This window comes from Cellulomonas timonensis, from assembly GCF_900046455.1.
Lineage (GTDB): Bacteria > Actinomycetota > Actinomycetes > Actinomycetales > Cellulomonadaceae > Cellulomonas_A > Cellulomonas_A timonensis.
Genome location: NZ_FCOT01000012.1, coordinates 255,107 through 276,195 on the forward strand (window position 1 = coordinate 255,107; position 21,089 = coordinate 276,195).

15 protein-coding genes and 1 tRNA gene are annotated in these 21,089 nt (G+C 73.6%); 7 read left to right on the top strand and 9 right to left on the bottom strand.

From position 1 onward, the window contains the following. Window positions 1–63: 63 nt before the first annotated feature. Genes BN3788_RS09570 through BN3788_RS09585 form a run of 4 tightly spaced genes read left to right on the top strand, consistent with a single transcriptional unit; the run spans window position 64 to window position 5,898 of the window. The gene (locus tag BN3788_RS09570; protein WP_234346583.1) at window positions 64–2,229 is read left to right on the top strand and encodes a glycosyltransferase; all 2,166 of its coding nucleotides are present in this window, start codon (window positions 64–66) and stop codon (window positions 2,227–2,229) included. Then, on the top strand, window positions 2,226–3,626 hold the full coding sequence (locus tag BN3788_RS09575; RefSeq protein ID WP_066585037.1) for an O-antigen ligase family protein: 1,401 nt from the start codon (window positions 2,226–2,228) through the stop codon (window positions 3,624–3,626). The genes BN3788_RS09570 and BN3788_RS09575 overlap by 4 nt, the downstream gene beginning before the upstream one ends. Further along, a complete protein-coding gene (locus BN3788_RS19290; RefSeq protein ID WP_159066882.1) occupies window positions 3,623–4,642 on the top strand; it encodes a glycosyltransferase family 4 protein in 1,020 nt (339 codons plus the stop codon). The genes BN3788_RS09575 and BN3788_RS19290 overlap by 4 nt, the downstream gene beginning before the upstream one ends. Further along, on the top strand, window positions 4,639–5,898 hold the full coding sequence (locus BN3788_RS09585; RefSeq protein WP_234346585.1) for a glycosyltransferase: 1,260 nt from the start codon (window positions 4,639–4,641) through the stop codon (window positions 5,896–5,898). The genes BN3788_RS19290 and BN3788_RS09585 overlap by 4 nt, the downstream gene beginning before the upstream one ends. Here BN3788_RS09585 and BN3788_RS09590 read toward each other — a convergent pair. The 8 genes from BN3788_RS09590 to glmU form a co-directional block, all read right to left on the bottom strand. Then, the gene (locus BN3788_RS09590) at window positions 5,855–7,039 is read right to left on the bottom strand and encodes a glycosyltransferase family 4 protein (protein WP_082812770.1); all 1,185 of its coding nucleotides are present in this window, start codon (window positions 7,037–7,039) and stop codon (window positions 5,855–5,857) included. The genes BN3788_RS09585 and BN3788_RS09590 overlap by 44 nt on opposite strands. Then, window positions 7,036–8,604, bottom strand: coding sequence for a tyrosine-protein kinase domain-containing protein (locus BN3788_RS09595; RefSeq protein WP_066585044.1), 1,569 nt, complete (start codon window positions 8,602–8,604; stop codon window positions 7,036–7,038). Before BN3788_RS09595 ends, BN3788_RS09590 begins: the two co-directional genes overlap by 4 nt. A gap of 31 nt (window positions 8,605–8,635) precedes the next feature. After that, complete coding sequence (locus tag BN3788_RS09600; RefSeq protein ID WP_066585050.1) at window positions 8,636–9,763, bottom strand: glycosyltransferase; 1,128 nt, start codon at window positions 9,761–9,763, stop codon at window positions 8,636–8,638. Next, window positions 9,753–11,294 (bottom strand): sugar transferase, encoded by a 1,542-nt coding sequence (locus BN3788_RS09605; RefSeq protein ID WP_066585054.1) that lies wholly within the window; start codon window positions 11,292–11,294, stop codon window positions 9,753–9,755. Before BN3788_RS09605 ends, BN3788_RS09600 begins: the two co-directional genes overlap by 11 nt. A 155-nt stretch (window positions 11,295–11,449) precedes the next feature. Continuing rightward, complete coding sequence (gene pth, locus BN3788_RS09610; RefSeq protein WP_066585057.1) at window positions 11,450–12,067, bottom strand: aminoacyl-tRNA hydrolase; 618 nt, start codon at window positions 12,065–12,067, stop codon at window positions 11,450–11,452. 141 nt (window positions 12,068–12,208) lie between these two features. Next, complete coding sequence (locus tag BN3788_RS09615) at window positions 12,209–12,829, bottom strand: 50S ribosomal protein L25/general stress protein Ctc (protein ID WP_066585060.1); 621 nt, start codon at window positions 12,827–12,829, stop codon at window positions 12,209–12,211. A gap of 272 nt (window positions 12,830–13,101) precedes the next feature. Further along, on the bottom strand, window positions 13,102–14,085 hold the full coding sequence (locus BN3788_RS09620) for a ribose-phosphate diphosphokinase (protein WP_066585064.1): 984 nt from the start codon (window positions 14,083–14,085) through the stop codon (window positions 13,102–13,104). Next, window positions 14,082–15,731 carry a bifunctional UDP-N-acetylglucosamine diphosphorylase/glucosamine-1-phosphate N-acetyltransferase GlmU gene (gene glmU / locus BN3788_RS09625; protein ID WP_066586973.1) on the bottom strand — a complete coding sequence of 550 codons (1,650 nt, stop codon included), beginning with the start codon at window positions 15,729–15,731 and terminating at the stop codon, window positions 14,082–14,084. The genes BN3788_RS09620 and glmU overlap by 4 nt, the downstream gene beginning before the upstream one ends. A 530-nt stretch (window positions 15,732–16,261) precedes the next feature. Between glmU and BN3788_RS09630 the strand changes: the two genes are divergently transcribed. After that, window positions 16,262–19,552, top strand: coding sequence for a beta-glucosidase (locus BN3788_RS09630; RefSeq protein ID WP_066585067.1), 3,291 nt, complete (start codon window positions 16,262–16,264; stop codon window positions 19,550–19,552). Between the two features lie 75 nt (window positions 19,553–19,627). On the opposite strand, the gene BN3788_RS09635 is transcribed toward BN3788_RS09630, so the two are convergent. Beyond that, window positions 19,628–19,699: transfer RNA gene (locus BN3788_RS09635), tRNA-Gln, on the bottom strand. A 120-nt stretch (window positions 19,700–19,819) separates the two neighbouring features. Here BN3788_RS09635 and BN3788_RS09640 point away from each other — a divergent pair. Together BN3788_RS09640 and BN3788_RS09645 are read left to right on the top strand one after the other, a co-directional pair. After that, window positions 19,820–20,419 carry a TetR/AcrR family transcriptional regulator gene (locus tag BN3788_RS09640; protein ID WP_066585070.1) on the top strand — a complete coding sequence of 200 codons (600 nt, stop codon included), beginning with the start codon at window positions 19,820–19,822 and terminating at the stop codon, window positions 20,417–20,419. Between the two features lie 156 nt (window positions 20,420–20,575). Then, a complete protein-coding gene (locus BN3788_RS09645; protein ID WP_066586975.1) occupies window positions 20,576–21,085 on the top strand; it encodes a MarR family winged helix-turn-helix transcriptional regulator in 510 nt (169 codons plus the stop codon). Window positions 21,086–21,089 lie beyond the last annotated feature (4 nt).

The window sequence follows — 21,089 nt, forward strand, 5'->3', positions numbered from 1 at the left end:
GGTGGGCCGGGCCGTCGCCGGCTGAGCCGTCGCGCGATGCCCGATCTGGGGCATTATGTCCCGATGAGGGTCCTGCGGATCTCCCACAGCGCAGTCGTCGATGAGTGGCGCCACCGCGAGCGCGCGATCCGCTCCCACGGGCTGCGAGTCCACCTGATCTCGGCCCGCCGCTGGGACGAGGGAGGCCGAGTCGTCCCCCTGGAGCCCCGCCCTGGCGAGGACGTGCGCGGCGTTCGGACCCTCGGCCGCCACCCCAACCTGTTCGTGTACGACCCGGTGGCGCTGTGGCGCGCCCTGAAGAGCCCGTGGGACGTGATCGACATCCACGAGGAGCCGTACTCGCTGGCCACCGCCGAGGTGCTCGCCCTGCTCACGTTGCGCCGCCGCCGCACGCCCGTCGTGCTGTACTCCGCCCAGAACATCGCCAAGCGGTTCCCCCCGCCCTTCGCCTGGCTGGAGCGTCGTGCGCTGCGGCGGGCCGCGGCCCTGTCGGCGTGCAACACCCAAGCCGGCCGGATCGCCCGGTCGCGCGGCCTGGCCGGGCCGGCGCGGGTGATCGGGCTCGGCGTGGACCTCACCCGGTTCAGCCCGCCCGACGGGCGTCGGCGCCAGGCGACGCCCTCCGACCTGCCGCAGCCCGATGTGCTGCGCGTCGGCTACGTCGGCAGGCTCGCGCCGCATAAGGGCGTCGACGTGCTGCTCGACGCCGCCGCGCTCGACCCCCGCATGCGCGTCGAGATCGCCGGCGCTGGCCCGTCCCAGCAGGCCCTGCGCACCCGTGCGGCGCAGCCGGACCTCGCCGGGCGGGTGCGGTTCCTGGGCCATCTCACGCCGCCCGCGCTCGCCGAGCTGTACCGCGAGGTCGACGTGCTGGCTGTGCCGTCGCTGCCCACCCCCGGATGGCTCGAGCAGTTCTGCCGGGTGGCGGTCGAGGCGATGGCCAGCGGCTGCGTGGTCGTCGCGGCCCGGACTGGCGCGCTGCCCGATGTGGTCGGCGACGCGGGGCTTCTGGTCGCGCCCGGGGATCCCGCCGCGTTGGCGCAGGCGCTCGCCCGCGTGGTCGACGAGCCAGGCCTGGGGCCCTCGCTGCGCGCACGTGGGCTCGACCGGGCGGGGCAGTACTCGTGGGAGCGGGTCGGCGCGCAGTACGTCGAGCTGTACGCCGAGGCGGTGCGGACTGGCGGTGGCGCCACCTCCGCCCGGCATGGGCTGGTCGGAGCGCACCCCGTGCGAGCGGCCGCCCGCACGGACCGTCCCGCGCCCGAGGTCGTCGTCATCGCGTACGGCGCGCCCGAGCTGCTCGAGCAGTGCCTCGCCGCACTGGGCGACCCGGCGGACGGCACACGCCCCCCGCTGCTGGTGGTGGACAACTCCAGCGACCGGCGCGTGCGGGCTATCGCGACAGCCGCCGGCGCGGAGTACCTCGACCCGGGCGGCAACCTCGGCTTCGCGGGGGCGGTGAACCTCGCGCTGGGGCGCCGCGCGGAGTCGGGCGGCAGCACCGACCTGCTGCTGCTCAACCCCGACGCGGCAGTCGACGCGGCGGGGATCCGCGAGCTGCAGCGCGCGCTGCACGCCGAGCCAGGCCTCGCGGCGGTGGCGCCCACGCAGCATGACGGCGCCGGGGAGCCGGCCCAGGTCGCCTGGCCGTTCCCGTCACCCGTCCGCGCGTGGCTACAGGCGGTGGGCCTGGGACGCCTGAGCCGGCGGGAGGACTTCATGATCGGCTCGGTGCTGCTGCTCAACGGCGAGGCCCTCGACGAGGTCGGGACCTTCGACGACGACTTCTTCCTGTACAGCGAGGAGACCGACTGGCAGTACCGCGCCCGGCAGGCGGGGTGGCGGGCAGTGCTCGTCCCGACGGTCGTGGCGACCCACGTCGGCGGCGCGACGAGCACCGATCCGGTGCGACGCGAGACGCACTTCCACGCCTCGCAGGAGCGCTACCTGCGCAAACACCACGGGCCGCTCGGCTGGGCGTCCGCCCGGCTCGCCATGCTCCTCGGCGTCGCCGCGCGCGGGGCCCTGCTGCGCGGCACACGCGGACGTGACGCACGGCGGCGCGGCGTGCTGTACCTGCGCGGCCCGCTGCAGGTCGAGGCCGCACTGCTCGGCGACACACCGCCCCAGCCGCGCAGGCCTCACCACGAGGATCCGGGACCGAGGCCGGCGGCGCCGGTCCGGACCCGTCACGGGCGCCACATCGACCGCTCGGGCATCGGCTCATGACCGGGCCCGGGCTGGCCCCCGCCGACGACCCCATGCGCGACGGCTCGGTGCACGGCGACATCCTGCGCGCCGACCAGGAGTCCCGCGACCACGACGCGCTCCGGCGCCAGCGGCTCCGCCGGGGCACGGCGCTGGGCCTGATCGCCCTGGGGGTGATGCTCAGCGCCCTCGTCGCCGAGCGCCCGTGGCTCACGCTGCTGGTCGGGGCGGCGGCCCTCCTCGTGGGGCTCACCCTGCGCCAGCCCGCGGCCGTGCCCGTGCTCGCCATACCCGCCCTCATCCTCATCAACCGGGTCGGCGACGAGGCAGGCGGGCTGTCCATCTCCGACCTCGTCCTGTTCGTCGCGCTGTGGCCCGCGCTGCTCCTCGGCGCCCGGCCGCTGAGCGCCCCCCTGCGGTCGATGCTGTGGGCGTCGGCGGTGTACCAGGCGCTCACCCTGTTCACAGTGGTCGCGAACCCCTACGCCGCGAACACCACCGAGTGGTTCCACTCGTGGCTGCTGATCGCCGGCGCGCTCCTGGTCGGGTGGGCGGCCGGCGCCTCGGGGCACGGGCCGCTGGCCCTCGGCCTCTACGTCGGGGCGGCGGCCTGCGTGGCCGTCGTGACCTGCTCCGCCTGGCTGATGGCGGCAGCGGACGGCAACTACGGCCCCGTCTTCCTCGGCGAGCCGCTGATGATGCACAAGAACTACCTGGGCTGCGTGCTCGCGTTCGCGGCGCTGATCGTCTACGCGCGCCCGCGCTGGCTGCGCTGGCATGACGCCTGGTGCATGGCGCTGCTGGGGCTGTTCCTGGTGGCGATCCTCGCCTCGCAGTCCCGGCAGGCGATGATCGGGCTGGCCGTGGCGGTCACTGTCGTGTCGCTGCGCCCGGACCCGACCCGGAGGCGGTCGAGGCTGGTGCTCGTCGCGGTCGTGGCGGTCACCGTCAGCGTGGTGTCGCTGGTGCGCGACCAGATCGACTCCGGCGACCTGCACAACTCCGCCAACCAGAGGCTCGCCTGGTTCGAGCAGTCGGTGGCGATCTGGCAGCAGCACCCGGTCTTCGGCGCCGGGCTGCGCTGGTGGTACACCGACCGGTTCCCCGAGCGCTTCCAGCCGCCGAACGCCGAGTTCGAGGTGCTCTCCTCGGCGGGCGCCGTCGGACTGGTGGGCTGGGTACTGCTGGTGGTGGTGTGCCTGGTGGCGCTGTGGCGGGTCGACCCGGCGTTCGGGACGCTCGCGTTCGCGATGGTGCTGATGCGCTTCACGCAGGGCCAGTTCGACCTGTTCTGGGTCGCCGCGCAGGTCTCCATCCCGTTCGCCGTGGCAGGGGTGTGCCTCGGAGCCCAGGCGCATGCGGCCCGGGCCGCCGACCACTCCCTCGACCCGCCACGCGCGCGAGAGGCGACGTGGTGAGCCCCGTCGACGTCGCGCATGTGGTCTGCACCGCCGCGTTCGCGGGGGTGGAGCGCTACGTCGCGACCCTCGCGCAGGAGCAGGACGCACGCGGGATGCGGGTGCACGTGCTGGGCGGGGCGCCCGAGCGGATGCGCGCCGAGCTGGCGGGCACCGAGGTCCGCTGGTCGCCGGCCGCGACCCCGTGGCATGCGGTGCGCGGGCTGCTGGCCCTGCGGGGCCTGCGCCTCGTGCATGCGCATATGACGGCCGCGGAGTCGGCGGCGATGGTGGGCGGCCGCGCCCCGATGGTCGTCACCCGGCACTTCGCGGGCCGCCGCGGCTCGAGCCCGCCCGCGCGGCTGGTGGGCCGCCTGGTGACCCGTCGGGTCGCGGACCAGGTCGCGATCAGCGCGTTTGTGGCCCAGCGCATCGAGGGCCCGTCCACGGTGATCCACCCGGGGGTGCGCCCACAACCCGCCGCCAAGCAGTCACGGGAGCCCGTGGTGCTCGTGGCCCAACGCCTGGAGGCCGAGAAACGCACCGACCTCGCCCTGCGGATGTGGGCCGCCTCCGGCCTCGCGGGCCAGGGCTGGCGGTTGCAGGTCGCCGGCGACGGGGCGCTGCTGGGCGGGCTGCGGCGCCTGGCCGCCGAGCTGGGCGTGGCCGAGTCCTGCGACTTCCTGGGCGCGCGCGCCGACATCGACGACCTCATGGCGCGGGCGGGGGTGCTCCTGGCGCCCCGGCCCGACGAGCCGTACGGGCTGTCCGTCGTGGAGGCGATGGCCCACGGCACACCTGTGGTGGCCGCCACGGGCGGCGGCCATGACGAGACGGTCGGCGCGAGCCCGCTCGCCACGCTCGTCGACGCCACGCGGGTCGAGGACGCGGGGGCAGCCCTCGCCGCGCTGGCGCTGGATCCTGGCCGCCGCGCCGATTACGGCGAGGACCTGCGGCGCCTGCAGCGCCGCCGGTTCACCGTCGCGGCGCCCGCCGCCCGCTTGGAGGGCGTCTACCGCGCGGCGGTGCTGCCATGACCGGGGAGGCCGCGATGACCGGGGAGCCCGCCACTGCTGAGCCCGCCCCGACCGGCCCCGCCGCCGCGCATCCGGCCGCGCAGGGCGGCCACGACCTCGTCGTCGCATCCCTAGAGCCGTGGGATGAGGTGTGGCGCCGCAACCAGCACCTGCTCGCGGGCCTGCTCCGCGCCGACCCCGCCCTGCGGGTGCTGCTGCTCGAGCCGCCCGTCGACCCGCTGCACGACCTGCGCCGCGGGGCGCCCGCCAGCGCGGGCCGGCGCCTGCGCGCGATCGGCCCCGACGAGGGCGGGGCCCACGGCCGCCTGTGGGCGCTGCGCCCCACGAAATGGCTCCCGCGCCGGGTGGATCCGCAGGGTGACGCGCGGCGGGCCCGTAGTGTCCGGGCCGTCGCACGCCGGCTGGGGATGGCCGCGCCGCTGCTGTGGGTCAACGATCCCGCCGCTGCCACGCTGCTGGAGGTCACCGGCTGGCCGGCGCTCTACGACGTCACGGACGACTGGCTGCTCGCCTCGCGGAGCCCGCGCCAGGCGGCGATGCTGCGGGCCCATGAGCAGGTGCTGCTCGCGCGGTGCGCGGAGGTGACGGTGTGCTCCCCCGCGCTTGCCGCGACGAAGGGCGCCCGCCGGCCGGTGACGCTCGTCCCGAACGGGGTCGACGTCACGCGGTACCGCGCCCGCGCCGGTCGGCCGCCGACGCTGCCCGAGGGGCCGTGCGCCGTGTACGTCGGCACGGCGCACCCCGACCGGATGGACGTCGACCTGTGCGTCGAGGTCGCCGCGCGGCTCACCGCCACGGGCTGCGGGACGCTGGTGCTGGTGGGCCCCGTGCTGCTGGAGGGCGCCGACGTGATGCGCCTCGAGCGCGCGGGCGCGCGCCTGCTCGGACCGCGGCCGTCCGCCCAGGTGCCCGGCTACCTCCAGCACGCCGATGTGCTGGTCGTCCCGCACGTCGTGGACGACTTCACCGACTCGCTCGACCCGCTCAAGATGTACGAGTACCTGGCGGTGGGGCGCCCTGTGGTGAGCACGCCGGTGGCCGGATTCCGCGACCTGACCCCGTCCGCGCGGGTGCGGGTGGCCGAACGCCCGGGCTTCACCGCGGCGGTGGTCGAAGCGCTCCGCTCGGCGCCCGACGGCGGGCCGCCGACACCGGGCGACCTGGTCCCGGTGCCGACTTGGGATCAGCGCGTGCGGGAGATGGCGCTCGTGCTCAGCCGCGTGGCCGCGACGCGAGGAGCTCCCACACGCGCGTGATCCCGTCGGCGGTCCTGTCGATGCCGAAGCGCACCCGCACGTCCTCCCACGCCGCCCTGGCTCGCAGCCGCGCGGTGGCCGGATCGCTCAGCACCTCGTCCACTGCCCGGGCCAGGCCCGCCACATCGTGCGGCTCCACCAGCTCGCACCATGAGGAGCCGTCGGGGGTGTAGGCGATCTCCTCCACCCCGCCGCCCCGCGTCGCGACCACCGGGACGCCGCGGGCCATCGCCTCCACGATGACCTGCCCGAAGGGCTCGGGCGCTGGCGAGGCGTGCACCAGGATGCTCAGCCCGTCCAGCTCGCGCGTCGGGTCCTCGGCCCACCCGGTGAGCTCGAGCCGGTCCCCCAGGGCGAGCCGCTCGACGAGCTCACGCACCTGGGCCTCGTAGGCCCGCTCGGCGAACAGCGCGGCGCCCACCACCCGGAAGCGCGCCTTCGGGTGGCGCTCGGCCAGCGCGGCGCAGGCCTGGACGAACTCGAGCTGCCCCTTGGTGGGGCTGATCCGGCCCACCAGGCCCACCACCGCCGGGGATGGGTCGAGTCGCTCGTCGGGGTCGGCGACGAGCTGCTCGGAGGTGAGCCCCGGATGCGCGAGCGTCCACCCGCGCGGCATCGGCAGCAAGGTGCTCGCGGTGGCCCGCGAGTTCACCACCACGTGCTCGGGCCCGTGCCGCGCGGCCCAGCGGAACACCTGGGCCAGCCGCGCGGGGAGGTAGTCGTCGCTGATCCTGTCGTGCACGTGCCACACCAGCGGGATGCGGGCGAGGCGGGCGGCCGGCAGCGCCAGGAGGTCGGCCTTGAGCGAGGTCGCGTGGACCACATCCGGCCGCAGCGCCCGCAGCAGCCACGCGAGGCGCAACACGAATGGCGCCGTCCGCGCGGCCGACGCCCCAGCCCGCCACACCGAGCTCCCCGCCGTTTGGCGGTCGGTGGCGCCCAACGCCCGGGCCAGCGGCAGGACGCGCACCTTGACGCCCGCCTTCTCGAGCCGCACCACGAGCGGACCCTGCGCGAACAGCACCACGATCACCTGCACGCGGGCGGGGTCCAGCGCGGCGCACAGCCGCACGAGCGCCAGCTCCGCGCCGCCGAGCTGGGCGGTGTGGTCCAGCACCACGACCCGCGTGGGTCGGCTCATGGGGTGTCCAGCAGCACCGCATCCCGCGCGCGGCCCCGCTCCCGCGCGGCATCGGCGAACGCCGTGTCCCCTGTGAACCGGTAGGTGGCGGTGTAGTCGGACCGACGCGACCCGGCCGGGCCCTCGAGCACGACGCCCAACAGTCGGGCGTTCGCCGCCCGCAGCCGGTCCGCGGACTCCTCGATGGCGGCGATCTCCGTGCGCCCGATGGTCGCCGCCAGCACGACCCCGTCGGCGTAGGCCCCGATGATCGTGGCGTCGGCGGCGACGAGCATGGGCGGCGCGTCGATGATGACCACGTCGACGCTCGCCCGCAGCTGCTCGACCAGGTCGCGCACGATGTCGCTCGCGAGGAAGTCGGCGGGGTCGAGCTCGGTGCGCAGTGCGGGCAGCACGCGCAGATGCGGGATGTGGGTGGGCTCCGGCGAGTGGTCGCCCAGATCCACCTCCATCCCGTCGCGCCAGCCCGCGTCGCCCTCCGCGGCGGGCAGCAGCGCGTTCAGCCGCGGCTGGCGCAGGTCGCCCGAGAGCGCCACCACGCTGCGCCCGCTCAACGCCCACGACGCGGCCAAGTTCGCGGCGATGAAGCTGCGGGGCGCGTCCAGGTCGGCGGCCGTCACCACGATCACCATGCCCGGGCTGCCCTCGACCGCCGCCTGCACGGCGGTGCGCAGCTCGCGGACCGACTGGGTGTATGGCGTGGCGGTGCGGATCGCCACGGGCAGGTCGCCGCTGCGCGCATGCTCCCGGTGCGCCGCCTGCGTGCCAGTGAGCCGCGCCAGCACCGGGGAGCCCGACGCGCGCCGGGCTCCGCCCACGGTGCGCAGCTTGGTGTCCAGCGTGCGCCGGGCGATGGCGAGCCCGATGCCGAGCAGCAGGCCGCCGAGCAGCGCGACCAGGTAGATCAACGACGGCGGCAGGCTGGTGAGCCGGGCGGTGACGGCGTTCTGCCGGATCGACGACGGCGCCGCGATGAGCTGGGCCTGCGACACCTGCGCCGCGAGCGTCTGGTACTGGTCCATGCTCGCGGCGTACTGCGCCTCGATCAGCCCGTCGGCGGCCTCGGCGGCGCGGGTGGCGTTGACCGCCGCCTGCCGCTGGGCGATCGACTCCCCCAGCACGGCGAGCCGCTCCTGCATCGAGGCGACGCCGCTGTCGAACTGGGCCTGCAGGGCCGCGACGTAGGCGCCCGCGACGGCGTTCGCGATCTCGACGCTGTCGGTTGCCGAGCTGCTCGACGCGTCGACAGTCACCCGGTCGGCGATGTCGCGCAGATATCCGCCCGTGACGTGCCGGGCGAGGTCGTCGGCCCTCGCGCCCTGCCCCAGCGCCTGGGCGGCGACGGCGGTCACCGCCGGGCTCGTGGTCAGGCTGGGGTCCGTGTCGAGCCGCACGCCGGCGGCAGTGAGGGTCTCCGCATCGACGAGCTGCACGGTGGCAGTGGCCACGTGCACGGGGACCTGGCGTTCCAGGTACCACCATGCGCCGACGATGGTCGCGGCGACCGCGACCAGGACGAGCCAGCGGCTGAACCAGATCGTGCGGAACAGCTCCTGCAGTGTCATGGGGCACCTTCCTGGGATGACGGGCACACATTCACAGCTGGCACAGCTCCTCCTCGACCACGGCCCGCAACCGGGCGACGAAACGGGGCGCGGCGAACGCGTCGGCGTGGTCCCGCAGGGCGCCCGCGGACCATGGGCGGCGCAGCGCGCGCTCGACGGCGCGCGCCACCTGGTCGGGCTCGGGCGCGTCGAAGAACTCACCGGTGACCTGCTCCACGACGGTGTCGAGGTAACCGCCGTCGCGGAGCACCACCGCGGGCCGGCCGAATGCGGCGGCCTCGAGCGGGCACAGGCCGTAGTCCTCGAAGGACGCCGCCACGAGCGCCGAGCAGCTCTGGTACAGCCACCTCAGCTCGGCGTCGGTGACCCGTCCGAGCAGCCGCGCGCCGGGCGTCGCACGCGCGAGCCCCTCCAGCCGGCCGCGGTCTGGCCCGTCGCCCACCACCACGAGCCGGACGCCGCCGAGCCGCTGCGCCGCGCGCAGCACCACGTCCACGTTCTTGTACGGGAGCAGCCGCGCGACGCAGAGCAGGAACCCGGCCTCGATGCCGGGCGCCGGCTCCGCTGGCCCGTCGGGCAGCAGCGCGGGGGGCGGGGGCAGCACCTCGGCGTCGATCCCGTACACCTCGCGCACGGAGCGCGCGGTCACGGACGAGTTCGCGAGATACCTGTCCGCGCTGAGCGCGGCACGGCGGTCCCAGGCGCGGAGAGAGGGCGAGAGCATCTCCAGCGAGCGCGCCGCGACCCAGCCGCGCACGCCCTTCCGGGTGCGTTCCGAGCCGAGGTACCTGTCGGACTGGTAGAGCCAGCGCGCGGGCGCATGGCAGTAGACGACCTTGCGCCCGGTCGAGCGGAAGCCGTGCGCCCAGCCCGTGGAACTCGCCAGCAGCACCTCCGAGTCGATCGGCGGCGTGGCGGACACCGCCGACGCGAGGAACGGCAGCGCGAGCCGGTGGTGGCGCCGCACCACCCCGAACCGGTCGAGGCGCGTGGTCCTCAGGTCCATCGCCCCGAACTCCGGGAACGTCCCCTCCGGGTCGTAGAGCGAGGTGTGCATCGGCGCGCCGGGGAAGCCCTCCGCCATCGCCAGGGCCACCCGCTCGGCGCCGCCGCGCTGCGTCGCGTAGTCGTGGGCCAGCGCCACCCGGTCAGCGCCCACCGCGCCCGCTCACGACCACGTTGACGGTCTTCCACATGATCATGAGGTCGAGGGCGATTGACCAGTTCTCGACGTATCGCAGGTCGAGCTTCACCGCCTCCTTCCACGGGAGGTCGGTGCGCCCGCTGATCTGCCACAGGCCCGTGAGGCCCGGTTTGACGAGCAGCCGCCGGCCCACCGAGTCGCCGTACTGGGCGACCTCGTGGGGCAGCGGCGGCCGAGGCCCGACCAGGGCCATCTCCCCGCGCAGCACGTTGAGGAGCTGCGGCAGCTCGTCGATCGAGTGCTTGCGCAGGAACCGTCCCACCCGGGTGACGCGCGGGTCGTCGTCCAGCTTGAACAGCGGGCCGTCCGCCTGGTTGTCGAGGCGCAGGCCCGCCTGCTGGGCCTCGGCGTCCACGACCATGCTGCGGAACTTCAGCATCGTGAAGGTGCGGCCGCCCTTCCCCACCCGGGTCTGGTGGAAGAGCGCCGGCCCAGGGCTGGTCACCCGGACGACCACCGCCACGACGAGCAGCACGGGCGTCAGCACCACCAGCGCCCCGACGGCGCTGCCCAGGTCGAACATGCGCTTGAGCGTGACCCGGGGGCCGCGCGACTCGGCGCGGCGCACGTGGATAAGGGAGAGGCCGGCAGTCGGCTCGAGCATCACCCGGGGGCCGAAGACCTCGACGAGCCCTGGCGCCACCACCAGGCTGGCGCCGGTGCGCTCCAGCGCCCAGGAGAGCCGGCGCAACGCCTGCCCGGTGAGGTCCGAGCCGGCGACGATGACCACGTCGAAGTCGCCGTCGACCACCACCTGCGGGATGTCCGACAACGACCCGAGCACCGGCACCCCGACCTCGGGGCCGGGGACGGCGAGTGCCGGCACGCACAGGCCGGCGATCTGGTAGCCGTGCTGTGGCGCGGCCCGGAGGTCCGCGACGAGCCGGTCGATCGCCGCGACGTCGCCCACCACGAGGGTGCGGCGCATCGCCTCCCCGCCGCTGCGGCGCCGGTGCAGCCCGCGCCGGTTGAGATGCCGGGCCCCGGCCAGGGCCCCCATCATCAGCGGCAGCGCGCCGAAGACGACGGTGCGCGGCACCTCGGCGTCGAAGCCGACGGCGAACAGCGCGAGCGTCGCGGCGGTGAGCACCCCGGCGCGCAGCACCGCCTGGAACTCCAAGGGCCCGTCGCCCAGGTTCGCGCGCTCGTACCCGCGCTCGACGCCGACCATGACCACGAAGAGCAGCCCGATCGACGCCCCCCAGCCCAACTGGAGCAGGCTCACCCCGTGCATCACGAACAGCAGGGCCGTGGGGATGGACAGGCACAGCAGCAGGTCCCGCGCCATGGTCGACCACTGGTACGCGGTCTGCTGCTCGCGCCAGCTCAATCCGGAGCCGGCGGTGGCGCTGCGCCTGACGCGGCGGATGAACGGCTGGCTCGACGCCCAGGACACGCGTGGGCCGGCAGCGGGCCGGCGGCGTTCCTCGGTGGCGGTGTCTGCGGTCCGTGGTGGTGGCACGTCCCGGTCGTCGATCAAGCTCATGCGTCGCCCCCCAGCAGATGATGTGCCTTGAGGGTATATGGCCCGATTCGATCATGTAACACCGAGTTGCCCGAATTCACCCCATTTGCTCGGCGAGTCGGTCGGCGCGGCGCATCCTGCGCCCTCCGGAACCCTCGCGCGACGGGGCGGGCCGGCTAGGAGCGGGTGTGGTACTTCAACTGGGCGCGCTCCAGCCCCTCCGTCACGACGAGCTCCACCGCGTCGGCGGCGGCGTCCACCAACCACGGCAGGTCCTTGCGCTCGGGCCCCGTGAAGTCCCGCAGCACATAGTCCGCGGCGTCCATCCGGCCCGGCGGGCGGCCCACGCCGACCCGCACACGCACGTAGTCCTTGGTGCCCAGTGCCTTCGAGGTGTCGCGCAGCCCGTTGTGGCCGCCCTCGCCGCCGCCGATCTTCAGCTTGATCTCCGCGTATGGGATGTCGAGCTCGTCATGCACCATCACCACGCGCTCGGCCGGCACGTCGTAGTACTGGGCCAGCGCGGCCACCGGGCCGCCGGAGACGTTCATGTAGGTGGTCGGCTTGGCGAGCACCACCCGCGGGCCGGGAGCCCCACCGGGCAGCGTCCCGAGCCGGGCCTCGGCGACCGCCGCCTGTGGCCGCCGCGACAGCAGCCCGCCCCGGGCGCCGAAGCTGGCGCCGGTGCGGCGAGCCAGCTCGTCCAGGACCATCTGGCCGACATTGTGCCTGTTGCCCGCGTACTGCGGGCCCGGGTTGCCGAGCCCGACGACGAGCCAGGGTCCCTCCGACATGCGCTTCCTTCCGTTCTGCCCGCGACGCCCTCCACGGACGCGACGACGCCCTCACCGGGCGCGGACGCGACGACGCCCGGCACCGTCGAACGGTACCGGGCGTCGCTGCGCCTACGGCCGGCGAGCGGCCGACGGGATGGCTCAGGCCTTCTCGGCTGCGGACTCCGCGGACTGCTCGGCGGCCAGCTCGGCGACGGCCGCGTCGGCGGCGATGTCGGCGGCGCTCGCGTGCGGGGCCGTGACGGAGATGATCGCGGCGTCGGGGTCGGTGACGAGCACCGCGCCCTCGGGCAGCGGGATGTCGCGGGCGAAGACGATCGCGCCGGCGGCGACACCGGTGATGGAGACCTCGATCTCGCGCGGCAGGTTCGTCGCCTCAGCCTCGAGCGCCAGCGTCTGCAGGTCGAAGATGTGGATCGTGCCCGGCTCGGGCTCGCCCACGACGACGATCGGGACCTCGACGGAGACCTTCTCGCCCTTCTTCACGATGAGCAGGTCGACGTGCTCGATGACGTTGCGGACCGGCTCGCGCTGGACGTCCTTGGCGATCGCGAGGGTCTTCTCACCGTCGAGCTCGATCGCGAACAGCGCGTTCGCCTGCTTGAGGGCGAGCATCGTCTCGTGGCCCGGCAGGGCGACGTGCAGCGGGTCGGTGCCGTGGCCGTACAGGACGGCAGGGATCTGGTGCGCACGGCGCAGACGGCGCGCCGCCCCCTTGCCGAACTCGGAACGGGCGGTGGCGACGAGCTTGACCTCGGACACGATGACTCCCAGAAAGCAGACGATGAATGGTGACGAAGCTGAGTGGTGGCCTCGACGCGGGGCGCAGGACGGGCACGCGGAGGCGGCAACCGCCCAGTCGATCACGGACCCGGAGGCTGGTCTCCGCCCAGCTCTGCGGTGCGTGAGCACGCGTCAGAGATCTCGCGGAACCAGGCCTTCGGCGTCCCTCGCCGGGGCAACCTGATGATCCTACCCGGCTCGGGTGCTTCCCCCAAGCCGGGTGGGGCCGCCTGGGGCGGCGCCAGGCAGGATCAGGCCTGGCCGTCGAACAACGACGTGACGGACCCGTCGTCGAAGACCTCGCGGATGGCACGCGCCAGGAGCGGCGCGATGGACAGCACGGTGAGCTTGTCGAAGCGCCGCTCGTCCGGGATCGGCAGCGTGTCCGTGATGATGACCTCACGGGCGCCGCACTGCTGCAGGCGGTCGATCGCCGGGTCGGAGAGCACACCGTGCGTCGCCGCGACGATGACGTCCTTCGCGCCGGCCTCCATCAGCACGCGCACAGCGCCGGAGATGGTGCCGGCCGTGTCGATGAGATCGTCGACGAGCACACAGCTGCGGCCCTCGACGTCACCGACCACGCGGTTCGCGACCGTGCGGTTCGGGCGCGAGATGTCCCGCGTCTTGTGCACGAACGCCAGCGGCCCGCCGCCCAGCTTGGCGGCCCACTGCTCGGCCACGCGGATGCGGCCCGCGTCGGGCGAGACGACCGTCACGTTCGAGGTGTCGACCCGGGTGCGGACGTACTCGGTGAGGATCGGCATCGCCCACAGGTGGTCCACGGGGCCGTCGAAGAAGCCCTGGATCTGCGCGGCGTGCAGGTCCACGCTCATCAGCCGGTCGGCGCCGGCCGTCTTGAACAGGTCCGCCATGAGGCGGGCCGAGATCGGCTCCCGGCCACGGGGCTTCTTGTCCTGCCGCGCGTAGCCGTAGAACGGCGCGACCACGGGGATGGTCTTCGCGGAGGCGCGCTTCAGGGCGTCGACCATGAGCAGCTGCTCCATGATCCACTGGTTGATCGGCGCCGCGTGGCTCTGCAGGACGAACGCGTCCGAGCCGCGGATCGACTCGCCGAAGCGGACGTAGATCTCGCCGTTCGCGAAGTCGTACGCGGTGGTGGGAACGAGTTCGCTGCCCAGTTCTTCGGCGACGGAAGCGGCGAGGTCAGTGTGGGCCCGGCCTGAGATGAGGACGAGCCTCCGCTCACCGTCAGGGGAGACGATCCCGGTCATCGTGCGGAGTCCTTCGTGTTCGTTGGTGCGTCAGGCAGCTCAGTCGGCTGATCGGGCAGCGTGGGGGGCGGAGTGGGCACCGGGCCGGTGGAGGCGCTCTGGGCGCGGCCGCGCTCGGCGCGCGCCTGCGGCGAGAGCTCGTCCGGCTGGTCGCCGAGCACACGCTCGGCCGCCGCGGCCGCGGGTGTGCCGGCGCGGGCCCGCACCACCCAGCCCTCGATGTTGCGCTGGGCGCCGCTGCTCACCGCGAGGGCGCCCGGGGGGACGTCACGCCGGATGACGCTGCCGGCGCCGGTGTACGCGCCGTCGCCCACCGTCACCGGCGCGACGAACATGTTGTCCGAGCCGGTGCGGGCGTAGGAGCCGATCGTCGTGTGGTGCTTGTTCACGCCGTCGTAGTTGACGAACACCGACGCGGCGCCGATGTTCGTCTCCTCGCCGATGGTCGCATCGCCCACGTAGGACAGGTGCGGCACCTTCGAGCCGGCGCCGATCTGCGCGTTCTTCGTCTCGACGAACGTGCCGATCTTGCCGTTGGCCCCCAGCACGGTGCCGGGCCGCAGGTAGGCGAACGGGCCCACCGTGGCGCCCTCGCCGATCACCGCGAGCGAGCCGTGCGTGCGCACCACAGTGGCCCCGGGGCCCACCTCGACGTCCGCGAGGGTGGTGTCGGGGCCGACCGTGGCGCCCTCCCCCACCGACGTGGCGCCGTGGAGCTGGGTGCCGGGCAGCAGCGTGACGTCGCGCGCCAGGTCCACGTCCACGTCGACCCAGGTCGTCGCCGGGTCCACCACGGTGACCCCCGCGCGCATCCAGTCGTCGAGGATCCGGCGGTTGAGCTCGGCGCGCAGCGCGGCGAGCTGCACGCGGTCGTTGACGCCCTCGACGAGCAGCGGGTCGTCCGTGCGCAGCGCGCGCACCCGGCCGCCGTCCTCGCGGGCGATGGCCAGCACGTCGGTCAGGTACACCTCGCCCTGCGCGTTGTCCCGGCCGAGCCGGCCCAGCGCCCCGCGCAGCACCGTGGAGTCGAAGACGTACACCGAGGAGTTGATCTCGCGGATCGCGCGCTGGTCGGCGTCGGCGTCCTTCTCCTCGACGATGCCCGTCACGTCGCCGGTGGACGGGTCGCGCAGCACGCGTCCGTAGCCCGTGGGGTCGTCGACCTCGGTGGTGAGCACCGTCACGGCGTCGTCGTCGGCCACGTGGGCGGCGAGGAGCTCGGCGAGGGTGCCGCCGTCGAGCAGCGGGATGTCCCCCGCGAGCACCACGACGGGGCCCTCGACGCGCACGCCTGCGACGGCGCCGGTCGCCGGCAGCCCCTCACCGGCGCGTGCGGCATCGGCCTGGGCTGCGGCGTCGAGCACCGAGAGGGCGCACTGGACGGCCCGGCCGGTGCCGGGCACGTCGTCCTGGTCGGCGATCAGCGCCTGCGGGTCGACCTCACGGGCATGGGCGGCGACAAGCTCGCGCTCGTGGCGCACGACCACCGCGACGCGGCCTGGGTCGAGCTCACGTGCGGCGGTCAGGGCGTGGCCGAGCATGCTGCGGCCAGCCAGAGTATGCAAAACCTTGGGTGTCGCCGAACGCATCCGTGTGCCTTCGCCGGCGGCGAGGACGATGACGGCTGCTGGGCGGGGGGTGGTCACCTGTGGGTGCTCCCGTCGGATCTGCCCGAGAGCTGTCGGGCGGCGGATCTTGCGCACCAGCACTCTACCGCCGCAGGGGCTGGCACTCGTTCAGCCTGTGGGCTGACCCGGCACTTCACACGTCCTGTGATGAGGCGCACGTTGGCGGGCCAGCTCCCCGGGGCGGCGCACTTGGGGGGGTTCGCGCGGTTTACGGGCAAATGTTACGTTGATGCGCAGCGGCTGCCGGTTCCCCTCAGGAGCGGCGCACCACGGCAGCCCGCCGCCCCCGAGCCGTCCGAGGCTGGACGCGCCACGCGGCAGGCGCCCGTCAGGTGCGTGGCCCACCGAGGCCCTCACCCACTCCCCCCGCAGAGCGCCGGGCCCGGCCATGACTCGGCCGTCCCGGCGAAGCCGCAGGCCACCCCCCGGGTGGCCGCGATGCGCCCGAACGGCGCTTTGGAGGTCTGGCGATGGTGCCACAGCAGTCCCACGTCACGGCGGGCGCAGCCGCCCCGCCGCATCGACGACTCCGCAGGTCCTCGCGCGCGATGATCGCTGCGATCCTCGCCCTGGTGGTGACGGCGACCGGCCTGACGACGATGGCCACGTCGGCCACCGCCCAGGACGAGCCCTGGATGAACACCGACCTGCCCCCCGACGAGCGCGCCGACCTGCTCGCGGCGGCGATGACGCTCGACCAGAAGCTCACCCTGTTCGAGGGCAGCGGCTCGGGCGCGACCGCGATCCCGGAGCTGGGCATCCCAGCCCGTCGGGAGATCGACGGAGCCTCGGGCGTGGTCATCGCCGACGTGCCGACTACCGCCTTCCCCTCCGGCTACGCGGTCACCTCGACGTGGAACCCGGAGCTGGCCCAGGCGTTCGGCCGCCAGGGAGGGCTTGAGACGCACCTGACCGGGTTCTCCGGCTGGGCCGCCCCGTCCACCGACCTGGTGCGGACGCCGTTCTTCGGCAGGCAGTTCGCCACCTATGGCGAGGACCCTCTCCTGGGGGGGCTCATGCCCGCCGCCGTCACCACCGGTGTCAACCAGACGAACGACACCAATGGCGTGTACTCGCTGCCGAAGCACTACGTCGCGAACAACCAGGAGACGCAGCGCACCACGCTCAACGCCGTGCTGGACGAGCGCACCCTGCGGGAGACGTACATCCGGCAGTGGGAGATCCTCATCGAGGCGGAGCCCGGCGCGATCATGTGCGCATTCCCGCGGGTCAACGGCACCCACGCGTGCGAGAACCCCAACCTGCTGTTCGACATCCTCAAGGGCGAGCTCGGGTACCCCGGCTGGGTGTCCTCCGACTTCAACGCCTGCACCACCATCGAGGCGTACAACTTGGGCGCTGACGTGTGCGGCCCGAACTTCCCCGACTTCGCGACCTTCACGGCAGCGGTCGAGGACGGCACGATCGCGCCCGAGCGCTTCGAGAACATGGTGCACCGCATCCTGCGGACGTACTTCAAGGACGGCATCATCGACCACCCGCCCGTCGGCAGCCTCGAGAACCCGAAGCCGGCCACGCCACCGCTCCCCGACGACGTCGTCGCGGAGAGCGACCAGACGGCGTACGACATCGCCGTCAACGGCTCCGTGCTGCTCCGCAACGAGGCCCAGGCCCTGCCGCTCGCGGCGGACGACCTGGACTCGATCGCCGTGATCGGCGAGGCCGCCGACCGGTACATCAGCGGTTTCGGCAGCGACATCGTGGTCGACCCCACGCAGCTGACCACGATGGTCGACGGCATCTCCGCTCGGGCGGGCGCCGGTGTGGACGTCACCCACGTCGACGGCGCGGACCCGGTGCGCCCGGCCGACCTGATGCCCGGCGAGCAGCCGGTGCCCTCCGGGGTGCTGCAGCCGTCCACTGGTGACGGGGACGGGCTCTGGGCCGAGTGGTTCACCAACTCGGACTTCAGCGGCGACCCCAACACGTCCCGGGTCGAGGACCAGGTGAACTGGGGCCAAGGGCTCGCCGCGCTGTTCGGGGGCTTCGGCTACGACCCCAGCCCGGCGCCGAAGCTGCCAGACGCGTTCCTCGGCACGCCGAACCCCTCGATCCGGTGGACCGGCACGCTGAACCCAGCAGAGTCGGGCTCCTACCAGCTGGGCCTGACCGTGCTGGGCCAGGTCACGCTGTGGGTCGACGACCAGGTGGTGCTCACCGCCGACGCCGACACGATCCAGACGGTGGCCACCGACCTCGAGCTCACCGCTGGGCAGAGCTACGACATCCGCATCGACTACGTCGCGGACGCGCCGAACCAGTGCTGCCCCGCGACCACCTCGAACCTCGGACCGGCGATCCGGCTCTCGTGGGTCCCGCCGAGCGGCCAGGCGTCGCCGCAGATCCAGGAGGCGGTCGAGGCGGCGGCGGCGGCCGACGCCGCGGTCATCATCGCGAACGACTACATGGGCGAGTCGCTCGACCGCGGCCACCTCAACCTGTTCCAGAACATGGACCTGCTCATCGAGGCCGTGTCCGAGGTCAATCCGAACACCGTCGTCGTGCTCGCCACCGGCGCGCCGGTGGAGATGCCCTGGCTGGACAGCGTTCCCGCCGTGGTGGAGGCCTGGTACCCCGGACAGGCGCAGGGACGTGCCGTCGCGGCGCTGCTCTTCGGTGACGAGAACTTCTCCGGACACCTGCCGATCTCGTGGCCGGCGACGGAGGAGCAGGTCACCGAAGGCCTCGGCCTGGCGAACCCGTACTACGACGTCAACATCCCGAACATCGACGTCGACTACACCGACGGCGTCTTCGTCGGGTACCGCGCCTACGACGAGCTCGGGATCGAGCCGCTCTACCCGTTCGGGCACGGCCTGTCGTACTCGTCCTTCGAGTACAGCAACCTGCAGGTGGTCGGGCCGCGGGCCCGTGAGAACGACGGGCCGGACACCTCCGAGCCGGGACTGGTGAGCGTCGACGTGACGAACACCGGCTCGGTCACCTCGACCGAGGTGGTACAGGTCTACATCGGCAGGCTGCCCACCGATCGGGCGGTGACACCGCCCGAGGCGCTGCTCGGCTGGGGGCGCACCACCCTGGCTCCCGGGGAGACGGCCACCGTGGAGGTGCCCATCGAGCTCTACACGCCCGAGCACGTCCTGGCGTACTGGGACACCGAGTTCGGCTACTGGATCACCCCGACGGGGACCACGGGCCTCTTCGTGGGCTCCTCCTCGCGGGACATCCGCCTCGAGTCGACCCTCGAGGTCCGCGAGCCGCTCGAGCCCACGGCGCCGACCTTCGAGCTGACCGGCTTCACCGACGGCGGGCTCTACGGCGTCGGCGGGACGATCGACTGGGGCCTGACGGTCGACCCGCCGACGGCCACCGTCGAGGCGACGCTCGACGGCCAGCCGATCGATCTGTCAGTCCCGCTCGAGCTGTGGCGCCTGGACCTGGGACAGCACACGCTCGTCGTGACGGCCACGGACCCGTCCGGCGGATCCACCACCGAGACCTTCAGGTTCTACCTGAAGACCTCGCTACGGGACCTCGACCTCATGCTGCAGCACTTCGAGGACACCGGGGTCGTCGACCCGGTGGACGTCGTCGCCCTGCGGAACACGCTCTTCCGCGTGCGCGCGGTCGAGGCCCGAGGCGACGACGCGGGAGCAGTCGCCCTGCTGCGGGTGATGCGGGCCGAGGTGCTGGCCCTCAACCTCGCCGACGACGCCGAGGCGGCGCTGCTGCGCAGCATCGACGCCATCATCGTCGAGCTCGGCGGCACGCCACCGGGAGCGGGCGCCGCGGCGCGCGCGGAGCTCGACGGCCTCGCCGTGGAGCCGGAGGACGAGGGCGAGCTGCTGCGCGAGTAGCGCTCGGCCCGAGGAGGGGAACGGCCATGCCGTGTCGGGGCGCCAGCACGTGGCGCCCCGACACGGCGCCGCTCGCTCCGCCCCCAGGATTCGAACCCGGACCGCAAGGCACCAAAGGCCTGCGTGCTGCCGTTACACCAGGGCGGACCGGCCCACGCCGCCCACCTGCGAAGGGGGTGATGTGCGCCTCGGCAGACCAGTCTGCCAGGCCGCGCACGGCATGATGTCCTCGTGGCCACCGACGCGAGACGACAGACGCGCCCCCGGATGACCGGGGTGGAGCGACGAGAGCAGCTGATCGACGTCAGTCGCGTCCTGTTCGCCGAGAAGGGCTTCGACGGCACGAGCGTCGAGGAGATCGCCTCCCGCGCCAAGGTGTCCAAGCCCGTCGTGTACGAGCACTTCGGCGGCAAGGAGGGCATCTACGCGGTGGTCGTGGACCGCGAGATCCAGCACCTCACGAGCGAGCTGACGGCGGCCCTGGACGTCGGCGGGCACCCCAAGGTGCTTGTCGAGCGGATGGCCCTGACACTGCTGAGCTACATCGAGAACTCGACGGACGGCTTCCAGATCCTGGTGCGCGACTCGCCGGTGGCGCAGGCCACGGGCACGTTCTCCAGCCTCATCGGCGACGTCGCGACGCAGGTCGAGCACATGCTCGGCGACCAGTTCAAGAAGCAGGGCCTGGACCCGAAGTCCGCGCCGATCTACGCGCAGATGCTGGTCGGCATGGTGGCGCTCACCGGCCAGTACTGGCTCGACGCGCGCAGCCCCGGCAAGGCGGAGGTCGCGGCGCACCTGGTGAACCTCGCGTGGAACGGGTTGTCGGGCCTGGAGCGCCGGCCCCGGCTGGCGAGCGCGCCGTGAGCATGCCGTGGCACGCGCCAAGGCGCGTTCGCCCGTGCGCGCCGTGAGCGCGCGCACCGGTATCTCGACGGCGAGTAATCTCAGCGCATGGCGGCAGGCAGCACTCCGGCGGATGACGCCGACCACACGGACGCGACCCGAGCCGTGGGGCAGCGCATGAGCGGCGTCGACGGCGTGCAGGACGAGGTCGACCGGATCGTCACGGCCTGGGAGCGCGAGCGCCCCGACCTGGACGTCACGCCGCTCACCGTGCTCTCACGGGTCAGCCGGCTCTCACGGCACCTGGACCTGGCGCGGCGCGCGGTGTTCGCGCGGCACGGCCTGGAGACCTGGGAGTTCGACGTGCTCTCGGCCCTGCGCCGGGAGGGCGCGCCGTACCGCCTGTCCCCCGGCGCCCTGCTGACGCAGACGCTGGTGACGAGCGGGACGATGACCAACCGCATCGACCGCCTGACCCAGCGCGGCTTCGTGTCCCGGATGCCCTCCCCGGAGGACCGGCGCGGTGTGCTCGTCGAGCTCACCGAGCTGGGCCGGACCCGGGTGGACGGGGCCCTCGCGGACCTGCTCGACGAGGAGCGCATGCTGCTGGCCGGGCTCGCCGACGAGGACCGTTCACGGCTCGCCGACCTGCTGCGCAGCGTGGTCGCCCCGTTCGACGCCCACTAGCCCG

Coding starts and splice junctions, on each gene's coding strand:
- BN3788_RS09590 (WP_082812770.1), bottom strand. CDS start 7,039: ATGAGCCGACCCACGCGGGTCGTGGTGCTGGACCACACCGCCCAGCTC.
- BN3788_RS09620 (WP_066585064.1), bottom strand. CDS start 14,085: ATGACCGGGATCGTCTCCCCTGACGGTGAGCGGAGGCTCGTCCTCATC.
- BN3788_RS09640 (WP_066585070.1), top strand. CDS start 19,820: ATGACCGGGGTGGAGCGACGAGAGCAGCTGATCGACGTCAGTCGCGTC.
- BN3788_RS09605 (WP_066585054.1), bottom strand. CDS start 11,294: ATGAGCTTGATCGACGACCGGGACGTGCCACCACCACGGACCGCAGAC.
- BN3788_RS09645 (WP_066586975.1), top strand. CDS start 20,576: ATGAGCGGCGTCGACGGCGTGCAGGACGAGGTCGACCGGATCGTCACG.
- BN3788_RS09570 (WP_234346583.1), top strand. CDS start 64: ATGAGGGTCCTGCGGATCTCCCACAGCGCAGTCGTCGATGAGTGGCGC.
- BN3788_RS09585 (WP_234346585.1), top strand. CDS start 4,639: ATGACCGGGGAGGCCGCGATGACCGGGGAGCCCGCCACTGCTGAGCCC.
- BN3788_RS09630 (WP_066585067.1), top strand. CDS start 16,262: ATGATCGCTGCGATCCTCGCCCTGGTGGTGACGGCGACCGGCCTGACG.
- BN3788_RS09595 (WP_066585044.1), bottom strand. CDS start 8,604: ATGACACTGCAGGAGCTGTTCCGCACGATCTGGTTCAGCCGCTGGCTC.
- pth (WP_066585057.1), bottom strand. CDS start 12,067: ATGTCGGAGGGACCCTGGCTCGTCGTCGGGCTCGGCAACCCGGGCCCG.
- BN3788_RS09575 (WP_066585037.1), top strand. CDS start 2,226: ATGACCGGGCCCGGGCTGGCCCCCGCCGACGACCCCATGCGCGACGGC.